We start from the raw sequence: 14,904 nt of genomic DNA, 5'->3' as shown, positions 1-14,904 counted from the left end.
AGAAAGACCCCATGATGCGGCTTTTCAAGGCAGAAAATGGCTAATAAACCGCGCCCAGCCCCCAGGCCTGCCCTCGTTTTTGGGGGGCCATGCGGAGGCCGGACGATGAAGGCGGGGGTGGTGTCGGAATTTTTTACACTCAAGGCCGGCGTCCGGCCAGCCACAGCTCCAGCACCATCAGCACCCACACCAGCTCCCCGTAATAGGCGGCGTGCTTGTCCCGGTGCAGGCGGATCAGCTCGTCGATGAACTCGGGCCGGATGATGTCCCGCCCCTTGAGGCGGGTCAGTGCATCCAGGGCAAGATCCCGCAGGGGCGGATGATCCCGCAGCCAGATGCCGAAGGGCAGGCCGAAACCATGCTTTTTCTTCTGAATGATGGCCTCCGGCAGAAAATCCCGGCAGGCCTGTTTGTAGAACCACCGCAACTGGTTGCCCTTGAGCTTCCGCGCCGACGGAATCCGGTTGGAGAGCATCATCAGGTCTTCGGCCAGCATCGGATAGGCTACCTCCACCCCGGCCAGCCGGCAGGCCGTGTTCACCTTCACCAGATCGTTGTCGTGCAGGGTGAAATGCCAGTCCAGATACAGCATGCGGTTGAGCAGGGAAGCCCCTTCCGGTGCCGCGAACAGGCCTCGCTTCAGATCCCTGGGGGCATGCAGGTCCACCGTGCCGACGAACCCCGCCGTGAAAACCTCCCGGGGATCATGGCGCTCCAGGAAGGCATAGGTATCCATCCGATCCGGCAGCGGAATCCGCGCCTGAGTGACATAACTGTGGGCCTTGCGCAGCAGCGGCAGATTCGCCAGCGGGGCCGTGCCCGCGATCAGCCCCTGTCTGGCCCAGGCGGGCAGGCGGTTGAAATGCTCGAATACACCCTGCTTGGCATAGCGTTCGTTGCCGGCAAACAGCTCATCCCCGCCATCCCCGGCCAGCATCAGTTCCACCCCTTCCTCGCGGGCCTTGCGGGCACACAGAAACGCCGGCAGCACGGAGGAATTACCGAACGGCTCATCGCAAGCAGTCGCCACATGCGGCAGCCAGGTGGTGATGTCGTCCGGCGTGACGTAATACTCATGGCCGACGGCCCCGAAATGGCCTCGGGCAAGCCGGGCATATTCCATCTCGTCGTAACCGGGCACATCAAAACCGATGGAGTAGGCGTGGGCCTCGTCGCTCACCCTGGCCAGCATCCCGGTGACGGTGGAGCTGTCCAGTCCGCCGCTCAGAAACGCGGCGGTGCGCGGCGCTTCCGGCGATGCGGCAACATCGCGCACCGCCTGCTCGATGATCGCCAGCATCTCCTTGCCCGCCCCGGCCACATCCACGGGAGTTTCCTCAAAGCGGGGCAGCCAGTAGGGGCGTACCCGATGCGTCCCGCGCTCCCACTCCAGCACATGCCCGCCGGGCAGCTTGCGGATGCCCTGGTAGATGCTTCGGGGGCTGGGGATGAAATGACAGTACACATAGTCATGGATCGCCTGGGCATCCAGATCACCGCCCAGCCCCGCCTCCACCAGTGGGGCCAGGGCACTGCAGAAGCTCAGCCGGGTGCCGTCCTGGGCATAATAGAGCTGCCGGATGCCGATCTTGTCCACCGCCAGCAGGCCGCGCCCGCGTTCCGGCTCCAGGATCGCCAGCGCAAAAGGCCCCTTGAGGACGGTCAGTGCTGCCGCGCCCTGACGGCGGTAATCCCGGGCCAGTGCTTGCAGGACGGCATCCACGCTGGTAGCGTCGCCATGATGCGCCCGGCCTGTCAGGGTCAGGATCAGTCCATCGGTTTGCAGCACACCACCACCGGCAGCGGCACAGAAGGCCGGCCCTTGACTGACCAGGGCGCCGCCCTCCAGTCTTCCGGAAAGTGTGGAACGGATCACGGTGTCGAAGTCGTCGGCCGTGGTCAGCGCGCCTGCAATGCCCTGGGTTGGCCTCACGTCGTGCAACTTGGGGGAGTCGGTCATGGCGGGTGCATCATGGAACATGAATAATCATGGTAATCCGAACCATCGGGATGGACCAGCATGAGAATCGCGATCTTTGGGATGGGGTACGTGGGGGCGGTCTCGGCCGCGTGTCTGGCACGGGATGGCCATGAGGTCGTCGGGGTCGACATCGACCCGCACAAGCTGGATCTGTTGCGTCGGGGGCACTCCCCCATCGTGGAGGAAGGCATCCAGGAACTCACTGCCCAGGTGGTACAGGCGGGACGCCTGACGGTCACCAACGACGTGAGCGAAGCCATCCGCCGTTCGGAGGTGTCCTTCATCTGCGTCGGCACCCCCTCCAGCCGCAACGGCAGCCAGGATCTTGCCGCCGTGCGCAACGTGGCCCGGCAGATCGGCGAGGCCCTGGCCTTGACGGACCACTATCACACCGTGGTGCTGCGTTCCACCGTCAAGCCCGGCACCACCCTGGAGCTGGTGGGGCCGACGCTGGAATCCGCATCCGGCAAGCGGGTGGGGGAGGGCTTCGGCCTGGCCTTCCAGCCGGAGTTCCTGCGGGAAGGCTCCTCCATCAAGGACTATGATCATCCCCCCTTCACCGTGGTGGGTGCCGATTCCGAACGCACCCTGGACCAGGTGAAGCCCATCTTCGAACATCTGCCCTGCGAGTTCGTGGGTACCGGGATCGGCACGGCGGAAATGGTCAAGTACGCCTGCAATGCCTTCCACGCCCTCAAGATCGTCTTTGCCAACGAGGTGGGACGCCTGTCCCAGTCCCTGGGCCTGGACTCCCGCGAGGTGATGGAACTGGTCACCCGGGACCGCCAGCTCAACATTTCCCCGGCTTACCTGCGTCCCGGTTTTGCCTTCGGCGGCTCCTGCCTGCCCAAGGATTTGCGGGCGGTCCTCTACATGGCCAAGGAGCAGGACACCGAGCTACCCATGCTCGGCAGCCTCATTCCCAGCAATCAGCAGCAGATCGACCATGCGGTGGATTTTGTCCTGGACAGCGGCAAGCGGCGCGTGGGCCTGATCGGTCTGAGTTTCAAGAGCGGCACCGACGACATGCGCGAAAGCCCCCTGGTGGAACTGGCGGAGCGTCTGATCGGCAAGGGCATGGACCTGAAGATCCACGACCCCAACGTGCAGCTGTCCCGGGTCATCGGCGCCAACCGGCGCTACATCGAGGAGACACTGCCCCATATCGCCTCCCTGCTGATGGAAGATTGCCGTGCCCTCATCGAACACTCGGAAGTGATCGTCCTGGGGCTGAGTGATGCCCCGCTGGTGGCACAGTTGCTGGCCCATGCCGGTCCGGAACAGCAGGTACTTGACCTAGTGGGTATCAAGGACCGCGGCGCCCTCAAGGCCGCCTATCAGGGGATCTGCTGGTGAGCGAACGTCCGTCCCTGGTCTTTGTGTCACCCCGGTTTCTGTTTCCCACCGACGAAGGCGGCAAGATCCGCACCACCCAGATCCTGCGGGGCATGAAGGGCGGGCGGTTTCACATCACCCTCATGTCGCCGGCCACGCCCGAGCAGACGGCCCGACATCGGGAAGAGATCGAAGCGGTCTGCGACCGCTTCATCGCCTGGCCGGCCCGTAGTGTCGGGCCGTTGCACAGGATCACCCGGCTGCGCCATTTACTGTCCCTCAAGCCTGTTTCCGTGGCCGCCGGCGTGAACCCCGTTGCCCGCCGCCGGGTGCGTGAACAGCTTCAGCAGGGTGCCCAGGTGGCCGTGTTCGATTTCATCCACGCCGCCACCCTGGCCCCCCTCCACAGCCTGTGCCCCACCGTGATGTTCACCCACAACGTGGAGGCGGAGATTTTTCGCCGGCATGCCGAGGTGGCCGGCCACCCCTTGAAACGCTACGTCTGGCGGGGCCAGCATCGCAAGATGGCTCGTTTCGAAGCCCGGGAACTGCCCCGCTTCGATACCGTGGTGGCAGTCTCGGAACGGGATGCCGAGGCATTCCGGGCCATGCCCCGGAACCGTCGGGTGGAGGCCATCCCCACCGGCGTGGATCTGGACTTCTTTGCCTACCAGCCGCCCGGCGACGGGGACCACCTGATCTTCACCGGTGCCATGGACTGGCAGGCCAACATCGACGGCATCCGCTTTTTCATGGACGAGGTCTGGCCCTTGCTGGCGCAGCGTCGCCCCGGTGCGCGCATGACCGTGGTGGGACGCAGGCCCCATCCGGAACTGGTGGAGCAGGCGGCCCGGCGCAACCTGCCCTGGACCTTCACCGGCTTTGTGGATGACATCCGCCCCCATGTATACGGTGGCGCGGCCTATGTGATCCCCCTGCGGGTGGGGGGCGGCACCCGCATCAAGGCCTACGAGGCCATGGCCATGGGCCTGCCGGTGGTTTCCACCGGGCTGGGGGTGGAAGGCCTGCCGCTCACCGATGGCGAGCAGTTTTTGCAGGCGGATACCCCCGAGGCCATGGCCCAGGCCCTGGACCGGCTCCTGTCGGATTCGGCCCTGCGGCTACGGCTGTCACAGGCCGCCCGCCGCCACGTGGAAGATCACTGCTCCTCCCTGGCGGTGGCCAGGTGTTTTGAGGATATCTGCCAAAGGACCATGAACGGGCAAGGGTAGGGGGTGTTCCATGCATGAAGGGTTTGTTCGTTCGGTGGTGTTCCCCCTCCATGAACGCCTTCGGGGACGCGGCACTGCCGCCTGTTATGCCTCGCTGAGGGGCAGTGAACGCCTGTCTCCGGATGCCCTCAAGGCCCTGCAGGACCGCAAGCTGCAAAGGCTCATGACCCATTGCTGGCACCATGTGCCCTTCTACCGCCGGCGCTTCGAGGCGCTGGGGGTGTCCCATCCGGAAGAACTGGGCCGGGAGGTCCTGACCCGGCTGCCCCTGCTGGAGAGGGCCGATGTGCGCGAATACCTGGACGATCTGACGGCCGATGACCACCGGGATCGGCTGATTCGCCATACCACCGGCGGCTCCACCGGCCAGCCCCTGGTGTTCTACACCGATCCCATCAAGGAATCCTGGCACAATGCCGCCAAGTTGCGGGGCCGGGCCTGGTTCGGCATCGAGCCCGGGAGCCGTCAGGTGGATTACTGGGGGTCCCCGGTGGAGCTGAGCAAGCAGGACGCCTTGCGCCGCTTCAAGGACCGCCGGTTTCTCAATCAGGTGGTGATCTCTGGGCTGGACCTGCGTGACGAGGCCTTGGCCCGAGGCGCGGAACAACTGCGCCGTTTCCGTCCTCGACTGGTCTACGGCTACCCTACCGTGCTCTACCATGTGGCCCTTTACATGGAACGCCACCCACAAGCCTTCGGCGGCTGGCGCCCTGAACTGGTGACCTGCACCTCCGAAGTCCTCTATCCCAACCAGCGGGACAAGATGCTGGAGGTCTTCCAGTGTCCGGTGGGCAACGAATACGGTTCCCGTGACGGCGGACATCTGGCCCACGAATGCCCCGCCGGACGCTTGCACATCGCCGCCGAGCATGTACTGCTGGAGGTGGATGAGCCCGATGCACAGGGCGTGGGTGACCTGGTGGTGACCAATCTGGACGGCCACGGCATGCCCCTGCTGCGCTACCGTCTCGGTGATCGAGTGGCGTTGGAGGCGGAGCCCTGTCCCTGCGGACTCACCCTGCCCACCCTGGGGCAGGTCATGGGGCGTATGACGGATTTCATCGTGGCTCGGGACGGCAGTCTGATCCACAGTGCCGCCCTGGTGGGCATCCTGCGGGAACTGCCGGATCTCAAGCAGTTCCGCATCATCCAGCGTCGAGACCTGTCCATCGAGATCCTACTGGTGCGCGATGCCCCGTTCCCCCAGGCCCTGTTGGATGAGGTGTGTCGCGGGATGCAGGGCATGATGGGCACGGATCTTCCCGTCACCTTCTCGTTTCCCGACCACATCCCGCCGGGGAAGTCCGGGAAGTACGTCACCTTGATTTCGGAAGCCTACGCATCTCGCCCATGAACATACCTGAACCGACCTGGCGCATCGGTCTGGTGGGGCCGTTGCCACCCCCCCCCGGCGGCATTGCCAACCAGACCCGGCAGCTGGCCCGTCTGCTGCAGGAGGATCATCTGGTGGTGAAACTGGTCCAGATGAACGCGCCCTATCACCCCGGCTGGATTGAGCGCATCCGCGGCGTGCGCGCCTTGTTTCGTCTTGTCCCCTATGTGGTATCCCTGTGGCGGCTGTGCGACCGAATCAGCGTCATGCATGTCATGGCCAACTCCGGTTGGTCCTGGCATCTGTTCGCGGCCCCCGCCATCTGGATCGGGCGTATCCGGGGGGTGCCGGTGGTCGTCAATTACCGGGGCGGTGGGGCGGAAGCCTTCTTCGAGCAGTCCTGGCGCTGGATACGCCCCACCATGTCGCGGGCGTCGCGCATCATCGTTCCCTCCGGCTTTCTGCGGGATGTCTTTGGGCGTTTCCATGCCGAGGCGGTGGTGGTCCCCAATGTGATCGACCTTTCAAAATTTGCCCCGCATCGATCCTATGTCCCCTGTACCCCTGGAGCGGGGGGAGGGGGGCCGCACCTCATCGTGACCCGTAACCTGGAAGACATCTACGACAACGCCACGGCCATCCGTGCCCTGGCCCTGATCCGGGAACATCACCCCGAGGCGCGAATGACCATCGCCGGTGACGGACCGGAGCGCCCCGCCCTGGAGGCCCTGGTGCAATCGCTGCAACTGACGCCGTGGGTCACGTTTGCCGGCCGTCTGGAAGTTGGCCTGCTGCCGGACCTGTATCGCAGTGCCGACATCATGCTCAATCCCAGTCTGATCGATAACACCCCCAACTCCATTCTGGAGGCCTTGGCCAGTGGGGTTCCCGTCGTCAGTACCCATGTGGGGGGCGTACCCTATCTGGTGGAGGATGGCAGCACCGCCCTGCTGGTGCCTCCGGGTGAACCCCGGGCCATGGCCGAGGCCGTATGCCGACTCATGGATTCCCCTGGCCTAGTTTCACGGCTGCGCCGCAACGGTCTGGAGGCGGTGGGTGGCTTTCAATGGGAGCAGGTACGCCAGGTGTTATATGGCGTCTATCGGGAGGCGATGGAACCATGACACATTACACTGCAACCATTTCCGGTATGTCCCGCAACTTGCTGACTCCGGAGCCCAGTAGTCGACTGGATCGCGGCCTGGTGGATCTGACCGGAAGGCTGTTGCCCATGATCTGCAAGGGTGGCGCAAATGGGCGACTGTCCATTCTCATCTTCCACCAGGTCCTTCCCGAGCCGGACCCCTTCAGACCGGAAGCACTGGATGCCGAAACCTTTCACTGGCAGATTGCCTTGCTGGCGGAACACTTCAACTTGCTGAGCCTGCCGGAGGCCATGGAGAGACTGAGCCAGGGCACCTTGCCTCCCAAGGCGGTCTGCGTGACCTTTGACGACGGTTACGCGGACAATGCCAACGTGGCTTTGCCCATTCTGCTGAAGCATCGCGTTCCCGCCACGTTTTTCATCTCCACCGGCTATCTGGATGGTGGGCGGATGTGGCATGACACGGTGATCGAGGCCATGCGCCTGATGGAAACCGACCTGCTGGATCTGAGCGACAGTCTGGGCCAGCGTTTCCTGACCGGCTCGATTCATGAAAAACGCCGTTCCACTCGCCGACTCATTGCCCTGTTGAAAAACCTGGACCCTTCCGACCGTGATGCACTGATACAGCGCATCATCGAGCCCGTATCGAGCGGTTTGCCCACGGACCTGATGATGACCTCGAACCAGGTTCGACGGTTGCAGAAATCCGGCATGGTCTTGGGCTGTCATACGGTCAGCCATCCCATTTTCACGACCGTGGGCATCGAGACGGTGCGGCAGGAAATCCAGCAGGGACGAGCCGAGCTGCAGTCCCTGCTGGATGAGTCGGTGACCCTGTTCGCCTATCCCAACGGCCGTCCGTTTGATGACTATCAGGCCGAACATGTCAGGCTGGTGCGCGATCTGGGTTTCGAAGCCGCCTTCAGCACCGCCGGTGGCGTGGCTACCCGGAATGCCGACCGCTGGCAACTGCCTCGCTTTTCACCTTGGGATCGCATTCCATCCCGCTTCATGGCGCGCCTATTGCTCAATGCGGTCAATGCGGCTTCAACGCGGGTCCCTTTGTCCTGATAACCTCACTGTCGGGATGGTTGACATCCTCATCTTAAAATACCTCTCTGGCCTTTTTAAGGCTTTGATTATCAATGAATTAAAAAACTGGTGTCTTTTTTGCTTGTTTCAGGCGGAGAAATCAAGCGACGTCGGAGACATCAATGAAAACGCTAAAATCGGCATGTATTGCCGGCGGCATGATTGGGCTGCTGGCGATGGGGATGAGCGGTGTTGCTTCGGCGGCGCTGGTTGTTGATCGCGGACTCCCCAATACAAACCTCAATAACGTTGCCGGTCCGGATCGAAGCAACGTGGCTTGGGATTTCGGCAGTGAAGCCGGTGGAACCGGCGATGCATGGATTGCCGGTGATGATTTCACCCTGCCTTGCCTGTCCTGTCAGCCCAAGCACACCGACTACTGGAATATTTACCGGATCACCGTCTGGGCCATTGCAGGAGGGTATGAGTCCGATTTCCAACTGGGTGATCGTTACCAGACCATTTCCCTGTTCCTGGGGCAGGATCAGGGAGAAGACACGGTGGTGCCGCGCGTGGCAACAGCCAACGTGACCGGTAATGAGACGGACAATGCCAACGTCACCATCACTCCTGTGGATTATCCGGATAACCCCGGTGTGGCCTACCAGGGGTCCGGTGGCAGTTTCATTCAGATCTGGCAGATTGACTTCTTTGATCTGGGGATCTTCTCCGAAGGCCAATATCTCTTTGCGGCGGACGGCATCAGTACCACGGGTGATCCCCAGCCCCTGTGGTTCAACCATGCTTCCAACGCCGCTCTGAGCGGCACCCCTCAGGATCAGTCGGATGACCTGTACCGCTGGTTCTTCGGTAATGCCGGCCTGGATGAAATCGTTTTCGGTGGCATGGTGGATTCCGACGGTTTTGGTTGGGACAAGTCCAGCGACATCAATATCCGGGTCTATGCCGAGCATGTCCGGACGGATATCCCCGAACCCGGTAGCCTGCTGCTGATGGGCATGGGTATTCTGGGCCTGCTCTCCGCCATGCGTCGTCGCCGGATGTTTTCTTGATGGAATGAGCCCCGTCCGTCTTCACTCATAGGGCGTATCGGCAAAGGCCCCCTGCGTCACATGACGATGCAGGGGGCCTTTTCAGTCATGTCGCCGCCGCAGCCTGAGTACCTGCCTCAGCACATAGGCTTCCGCCCCGGCGGGGCGGCCCGCCAGCCACCACAGCAGGATGATGGCCAACATGTAGCTGACCATGCCCAAGCCGATGCGGGCCATCAGGATTAGCCATTCCGGTCCCGGGATCAACTCGCCAAGCTGCGTCACGCACAGTGCCATGAAAAGGGCCGCCAGCAGGGGCCGATAGACCACACCCACCAACTCGCCCACTTTCAGACCCGACAATGTCCGGGTCAGCAACCCGGCAAACACGGCCACCCCCAGTGCCGCCACGAACAATCTCAACCAAGCGATTTCCAAGGCACCCGCCTGGGGCAGGAGCATCACCGCGAGCACGGCAAAAACACCCACTTGCCACCAGGTATAGGCAGCCACCAGCTTCACACGCCCCAGGGTCAGGCAGACATAGATGCCGCTGGAGAGCAGGGCGGTGACCACCGTGACCAGCGCGATGATCTCCACGAAAGGCACGATGAACCCCCATTGCTCACCCAGCAGTATGGCCACTGCCTCTCGGGCCACCAGGGCCAGCCCCGTGCCGGCGGGAATCACGATCAAGGCCTGTACCCCCTGCGCCAGCAGGAATAGACGCTTGAGTTCAGTCAGATCCTGCTTCACCCGCACAAAGGCCGGGAACAGCACCCGATTGATCGGCGCCAGCAGTTCGGTGGTGGGCATGCTGGAAATCTCGTTGGCCAGGGAATATCCCCCCGTCACGGTGGTGCTGTCCCGCCGCCCCACCAACATCATGTGCAACGATTGATCCAGATAGACACCGATATTGCGCACCAGTACCCACTGTGAAATACCAAAAATCTCATGGAATCGGGCCAGACTCAGCCGGGGCCGCATGGGATGCATCACATAGCTCAATACCAGGCCGAAGGCACGCCCCGCCAAAGTCCCGATCACCAGTGCCCAGAACGACTGCAGCACGAAGGCGGCCCCGATGGTGGTCACAAAGCCGGCCATTCGCCGGGCAAACAGGAACTGGAAATCCTCGACAAAGCGCATCTCCTTCTGGAAATTCACGATGCCGATATTCTCCAGCCCGCTCAATAAAAAGGAGAGGGCAAGAATCTGTATGACCAGGGTGAGGCTTGGCTCGTCAAAAAAGACCGCCGCCCACGGCGCCGCCACCCACACCAGCGCGGCGGCCGCCGCACATTGCAGCAGACGCAGCGTCCAGGCCGTGTTGTAATGATCCTGAGATGGAGAGGGGGTCTGAATCAGGGCCACATGCACGCCCAGATCCAGCAGAACATCCGCCAGGCCAATGACCAGGGAGGCCATGACAATGATGCCGAAATCCTCGGGCGCCAAAAGGCGTGCAAGGATGATGACGCTGACAAGACCGATCAGGCGGTCGGTCCAGCGCATGGTGATGGTCAGCGCGGCGCCCTTGGCGACGCTGGTGGGGGTATTGGCCAAAAAAGAACGCTCTGATTATCTGTTCAGTTCCAGTGACCTGCTCGCTGCAGCCTGTTTCGCAGGCCGGGCAGTGGATGGCCGAGAGAATAAGCTTTCTCGGCTTGCTCCCTGGCGGCACGGTAATCTCTCAGATCAAACAGCAACAGTCCGAAATTGTAGTGAAATTCGGCGGAATCTTCGCCTAGCTCAGCGGCTTTTTCGAAATGAGGGAGCGCGCGCCGGGGATGTCCGGAGAGATGCAAATGCATGCCGTAGAGCATCCTGACGGTGCCATCGTCGGGGGTGAAGCGCATGGCACGGTCGAAGTAGCAGTCTGCGCTACGGCGCCAGCCACGTAGCTGATCCGCGTTAGGCAACCGTCCATTATTCAGTCTTTCGTATCTGGATACGGCCCACAGCGCACGGTGGTGGTTTGGCCAAGAGCGCAGGGTGTAGTCGATATCACCCAGTAATATGCTGGTGCGTCCCCGTTCCAGTCGCTCGATTTCGGGGGTAAAGTGGTTGTCTCCCTGAGGGATACCTTTGCTGAAATCCGCGCGGCGATAATCATTGGGACCGTCCGGATTTTTCAGGCTCCCACATTCCAGTTCTCCGCCAACAAATTGATTCGCATTCACAATAAAGGGGAATGGCAGCAAAAAAATGAATAAGGCGATGGTTCTCAGCATGGTTGCCCCGTCCTTTCAAGTCTGTTTACCATAAGTCTATTTCCCTGGGTCATGGGTGTACAAGCTGGATTTTGCCAGCAAGTTTCCAGATTTTATAGGGCGGGTGAATCTGATGACTAAAATTAAAGTCACAGCAGTAATCAATACCTTCAACCGAAAAGAATTACTTGAAGACGCAATCATGTCTGTATTCAAACAGACGTCGTCAGTATGCAAGTTGATCGTTATAGACGATGGCAGTAGTGATGGTACTTCCGAGGTGGTGGCTCAAATCGCAAAAAATGCGCCGATTCCAGTAGAGTATCATCGCTATGAACAGTCTGGTCTGTATCCTTCGAGAAATAGAGGGCTGGAAGCTGTTGAGGATGGCTATATTGCATTTTTGGATGATGACGACGCTTGGGTAGAAATACACATTGAGCGCTTGACTGAACTTGCGAGGTCTTTTTCTCAAGCAGTCTTTCTTGGTGGACTCATCTCCAGGCCTGAATCGAATATCCCTATCATGCCAGCCCCTCATTTGATGGATGATTATCACCCTGTTCCGGGGTTTTATGAAGTATATCAGCGCACACGGAGTCGGGAGTTAGAGCACATATTCTTTGTTGGTCATCTTTCGGCAGCATTGATAGATGCAGTCGCTGCTCGGCGTGTGGGTGGATTTGATTCCAGCATGAAGCTGAGGGGTGATGTGCTGATGGTTTGGGAACTTTCCAGAGTGGGGGATATTGTTCTTGATAAACGGGTTCATGCGTGGGCAAAGCGTGTTCCCGGCAGTCTTTCATCTGGAGTCGATATGGCATGTGATCCCGTGGGATTTCATCGAATACGTGCGCGAGCTTGTTTTTGGCAAGCCTATGCGATCAGGAAGATGATCGACGACCGCTCAAGGAGTAAGGCGCCTCTCATGCATCAGCAATTGAGCGATGAGTTGATTGGATGTTCCATGCATCTTCGTAGGGCAGGCGAAAGAAGTGAGTCTTTGCAGAAGGCGATGGAAGCACTCAAGGCTTATCCCTGTCGGAGGACGGCTCGTAATCTTTTGGGAGCTTTGTTTTTTCGTTCAGGGTGAAGTGCTACAGTTTTAGCGCAGGGGATCGTATTCTGCTTTAGAAAGTTGCAACAGCCATTGCTCAAGTTGGGTGACGCGCGTTTCCCAGCTATTCTGTTGTGCGACCGCAAGGCGCTGATCCGAGGATCCAGCGCCACCATTCTGCAAGCACGCTTGCAGTAGGTTGATCCATTGATGATCATCGTTGGCGATGGCGATTACATCGGCATATTCCCGAACAGAGGGAACATCTGAGCTGACGACTGGTTTTCCTGTTGCGAGATACTCATGCATTTTTAAGGGGTATATGTTTTTCCACCATCCATCGCCATCACAGCGATAGCACATGGTGTTGATATCCATGTGATTGGCATAAGACGGAATGATGTCGTGCCGGCGTTCGCCGAGAAAGTGTACATTGGTAGAGTTTAGGCAATGTTTGTATGCTGCAAAAAGTTCTGGGTCGGATTGTAATTCATTATGTGCAATCGGGCCTATTAAGCACCAATTCCAGTTTGGTCGAGCTTTGGAAATGCCAGCTATAATTCTCAAGTCCACCTTTTTGTTGATGGCTCCAATATAGCCGATCCGGGGCTGGGGTATGGCTGCAAGGTCATCAGGACAATTTCCCACATTTTGATAGTTGAATGCCTTCACGTCAGCCCCGTTAGGTAGATAAGCTATGTTTCTTCCGGACTCCTTTTCTAATATTTCTGCAATGCTTTTTGATGATGCCGTGACCAAGTTGGCACGCTGTAAAAGAGCGGTTTGGAAACTTTCTTTTTCCTCATTCCAGTCTGGCTGAGCGGAATAGAGATCATAGGCATGAAAGATGATCGGGTAGTGAGTTAAATATTCCACATAAGGCCAGAATCCGGGGTGAAAAAGCATCATAATGGGTTGGTTGTCATGATGCTTCATTGATATCTTGCAAAGGCGCCGAGTATGGTGTTTCAGCGCCAGTTGATCCCAGCGCGGTTGATTTCGCCAACGTGGTATTAATTTCCCGGCATGATATAGACTTACGCCATCTATCGGTTCTGTCTTGCCTAGCCAGTGACTTTTTTTCCAAGCATTTCCATGGCGATCCCACAGGTCCAGTGCTCCTGTTGTATAGTAAATTGGCCATCCTCGAGAAGCCAGGCGAGACAATAAGTGTTGTCGGTTCATCCACTGGCTTTCTTTCCATGGGTGAGGGGAAAAGGCTGCAATTGGAGGATGTCTATGAGGCATTTTCTAATGATGTAGCCGGTTTTGATTGATTATAATGGTATTGGGGAGGCGGGTGCGGCGTGAGAGCTGGAAGATTGTCATGTTATGATGTTTTATGTGTTGTGCTTATCAATTTTTAATGAGCTATATTCCCAATATTCTTTTTGCAAGGTAACCGGCTCTTCTTGCTGCATTTTTTGGCCCTGTATGTCCTAGGCGTTTTTGTAGTGCTTTTAGTATCTGATCGTCTTTTGGATGGTGTCGTTCCGCGAATCTCAATAAATTAATGAGGTAGGTGTGTTGAATGCGGTTTCGTATTCGGATTGATGAGACACGCTTTGGCGTTAACTGAGTGGGGAAGGCTTTTGGTATCGGCAAGTCCATTGCCCAGAAGTTTAGCATTGTGCGGATGCATTTCTCACACTCACCACAGTTTCTGTCAGGTCTTGGGCCTTCCCAGCACACCCGTAAATACTCTGATGCTTTTGTGTTTTTTGCTAGCCAGTACACTTTTTCCGTTCGATCAAAATCGCAACCATCATGCCTCATTTCCATGCATGCCGTTGAGGCTAAGGGGTCGGTCAATGGGGTGGACCCCCAAGGGAAAATGAGAGATTCATAGGGTTCTTCACTGCCTCGAACGGCATCAGCATAGTTGGCCTGGAATAGCAAGAAGCATGCCGCTAATTGTAGTCCAAAGCTGTCTTCCCATCTTTGAAGTAGTTCCCGACAATTCATTCGCATACGGATTAGTCGAACCCCGGAGCCATCCAGTATTTGTTCTGCACGTGTGGCGGCATTTTGGAAGAAATCATCACGATCCAGGGGGATATCCATGCCATGAATCAAAAGTGCCGCGGCGGGTTTGTATTTGTTACGGCCAGCTTGATTGTGTAGATGGCGGAACAAGGTAAACGAGGCATCAACGCCTCCGGAGAAGGCAAAAATCGCTGGCCGCTCATTTTTTGCCGGGACAGTTTCGCATTCCTCTTCGGCAAATATCTTGATGAGTTGATAACGCTCAGGTCGCCATCGGTGCCAGATGGCTTGTAGGGTTTCCAGTCCGTCAAGTAACTTCGGGGAGACCTTTCCTTCCACAACGATGTCGTCCTTCTGCTCCATCGCTTTCAACAGGATGGCACATAATGCATGATCGCCACACTGCGGATCACTCAATAGGTTCTGGTCTTGCTCGGGTATTTCATGGCTGAGAATGAAATCATCCGGCTCCAACCCCTTAAGCGTCCAGTTTACTTTCGACCAGCCCGATTCCGTGGTCACTCCACTACTTGAAAGTCTTATGGTCTTATCTGTCATGAACTGAGTCTCTC

The 14,904-nt window shown here is 58.6% G+C and carries 13 protein-coding genes; 8 read left to right on the top strand and 5 right to left on the bottom strand.

Annotated features, from left to right (window positions below):
- Nucleotides 1-139: 139 nt before the first annotated feature.
- Nucleotides 140-1,981: an asparagine synthetase B family protein gene (locus LQD11_RS03000; RefSeq protein ID WP_238616198.1), complete on the bottom strand. Its 1,842-nt coding sequence runs from the start codon at nucleotides 1,979-1,981 to the stop codon at nucleotides 140-142.
- Between the two features lie 39 nt (nucleotides 1,982-2,020).
- Between LQD11_RS03000 and LQD11_RS02995 the strand changes: the two genes are divergently transcribed.
- The 7 genes from LQD11_RS02995 (at nucleotide 2,021) to LQD11_RS15685 (ending at nucleotide 9,094) form a co-directional block, all read left to right on the top strand.
- The gene (locus LQD11_RS02995; protein ID WP_238616197.1) at nucleotides 2,021-3,337 is read left to right on the top strand and encodes a nucleotide sugar dehydrogenase; all 1,317 of its coding nucleotides are present in this window, start codon (nucleotides 2,021-2,023) and stop codon (nucleotides 3,335-3,337) included.
- A complete protein-coding gene (locus LQD11_RS02990) occupies nucleotides 3,334-4,548 on the top strand; it encodes a glycosyltransferase (RefSeq protein WP_238616196.1) in 1,215 nt (404 codons plus the stop codon). The genes LQD11_RS02995 and LQD11_RS02990 overlap by 4 nt, the downstream gene beginning before the upstream one ends.
- A gap of 10 nt (nucleotides 4,549-4,558) precedes the next feature.
- Nucleotides 4,559-5,902 carry a phenylacetate--CoA ligase family protein gene (locus LQD11_RS02985; protein ID WP_238616195.1) on the top strand — a complete coding sequence of 448 codons (1,344 nt, stop codon included), beginning with the start codon at nucleotides 4,559-4,561 and terminating at the stop codon, nucleotides 5,900-5,902.
- Nucleotides 5,899-7,005, top strand: coding sequence for a glycosyltransferase family 4 protein (locus LQD11_RS02980; protein WP_238616194.1), 1,107 nt, complete (start codon nucleotides 5,899-5,901; stop codon nucleotides 7,003-7,005). Before LQD11_RS02985 ends, LQD11_RS02980 begins: the two co-directional genes overlap by 4 nt.
- Before the next feature lie 107 nt (nucleotides 7,006-7,112).
- Nucleotides 7,113-8,060, top strand: coding sequence for a polysaccharide deacetylase family protein (locus LQD11_RS02975; protein WP_238616515.1), 948 nt, complete (start codon nucleotides 7,113-7,115; stop codon nucleotides 8,058-8,060).
- A 16-nt stretch (nucleotides 8,061-8,076) separates the two neighbouring features.
- On the top strand, nucleotides 8,077-8,298 hold the full coding sequence (locus LQD11_RS02970) for a hypothetical protein (RefSeq protein WP_238616193.1): 222 nt from the start codon (nucleotides 8,077-8,079) through the stop codon (nucleotides 8,296-8,298).
- Nucleotides 8,299-8,353: 55 nt separating this feature from the next.
- Nucleotides 8,354-9,094 carry a PEP-CTERM sorting domain-containing protein gene (locus LQD11_RS15685; RefSeq protein WP_238616192.1) on the top strand — a complete coding sequence of 247 codons (741 nt, stop codon included), beginning with the start codon at nucleotides 8,354-8,356 and terminating at the stop codon, nucleotides 9,092-9,094.
- Nucleotides 9,095-9,175: 81 nt separating this feature from the next.
- Here the strand turns inward: LQD11_RS15685 and LQD11_RS02960 are convergent, their stop codons facing one another.
- Nucleotides 9,176-10,642, bottom strand: coding sequence for a lipopolysaccharide biosynthesis protein (locus LQD11_RS02960; RefSeq protein ID WP_238616191.1), 1,467 nt, complete (start codon nucleotides 10,640-10,642; stop codon nucleotides 9,176-9,178).
- 23 nt (nucleotides 10,643-10,665) lie between these two features.
- Complete coding sequence (locus LQD11_RS02955) at nucleotides 10,666-11,310, bottom strand: tetratricopeptide repeat protein (RefSeq protein WP_238616190.1); 645 nt, start codon at nucleotides 11,308-11,310, stop codon at nucleotides 10,666-10,668.
- Nucleotides 11,311-11,365: 55 nt separating this feature from the next.
- On the opposite strand from LQD11_RS02955, the gene LQD11_RS02950 reads away from it, so the two are divergent.
- A complete protein-coding gene (locus LQD11_RS02950) occupies nucleotides 11,366-12,382 on the top strand; it encodes a glycosyltransferase family 2 protein (RefSeq protein WP_238616189.1) in 1,017 nt (338 codons plus the stop codon).
- Nucleotides 12,383-12,394: 12 nt separating this feature from the next.
- Here the strand turns inward: LQD11_RS02950 and LQD11_RS02945 are convergent, their stop codons facing one another.
- Together LQD11_RS02945 and LQD11_RS02940 are read right to left on the bottom strand one after the other, a co-directional pair.
- Entirely contained in the window at nucleotides 12,395-13,531 is a 1,137-nt protein-coding gene (locus LQD11_RS02945) for a glycosyltransferase (RefSeq protein ID WP_238616188.1), read from the bottom strand.
- A gap of 186 nt (nucleotides 13,532-13,717) precedes the next feature.
- Complete coding sequence (locus tag LQD11_RS02940; protein WP_238616187.1) at nucleotides 13,718-14,890, bottom strand: hypothetical protein; 1,173 nt, start codon at nucleotides 14,888-14,890, stop codon at nucleotides 13,718-13,720.
- Between the last annotated feature and the right edge of the window lie 14 nt (nucleotides 14,891-14,904).

The sequence above is a fragment of the Ectothiorhodospira shaposhnikovii genome (assembly GCF_022227765.1).
GTDB lineage: Bacteria > Pseudomonadota > Gammaproteobacteria > Ectothiorhodospirales > Ectothiorhodospiraceae > Ectothiorhodospira.
The sequence above is the reverse complement of the archived record's forward strand: the minus strand, read 5'-3'. Positions and strand labels throughout refer to the sequence as shown.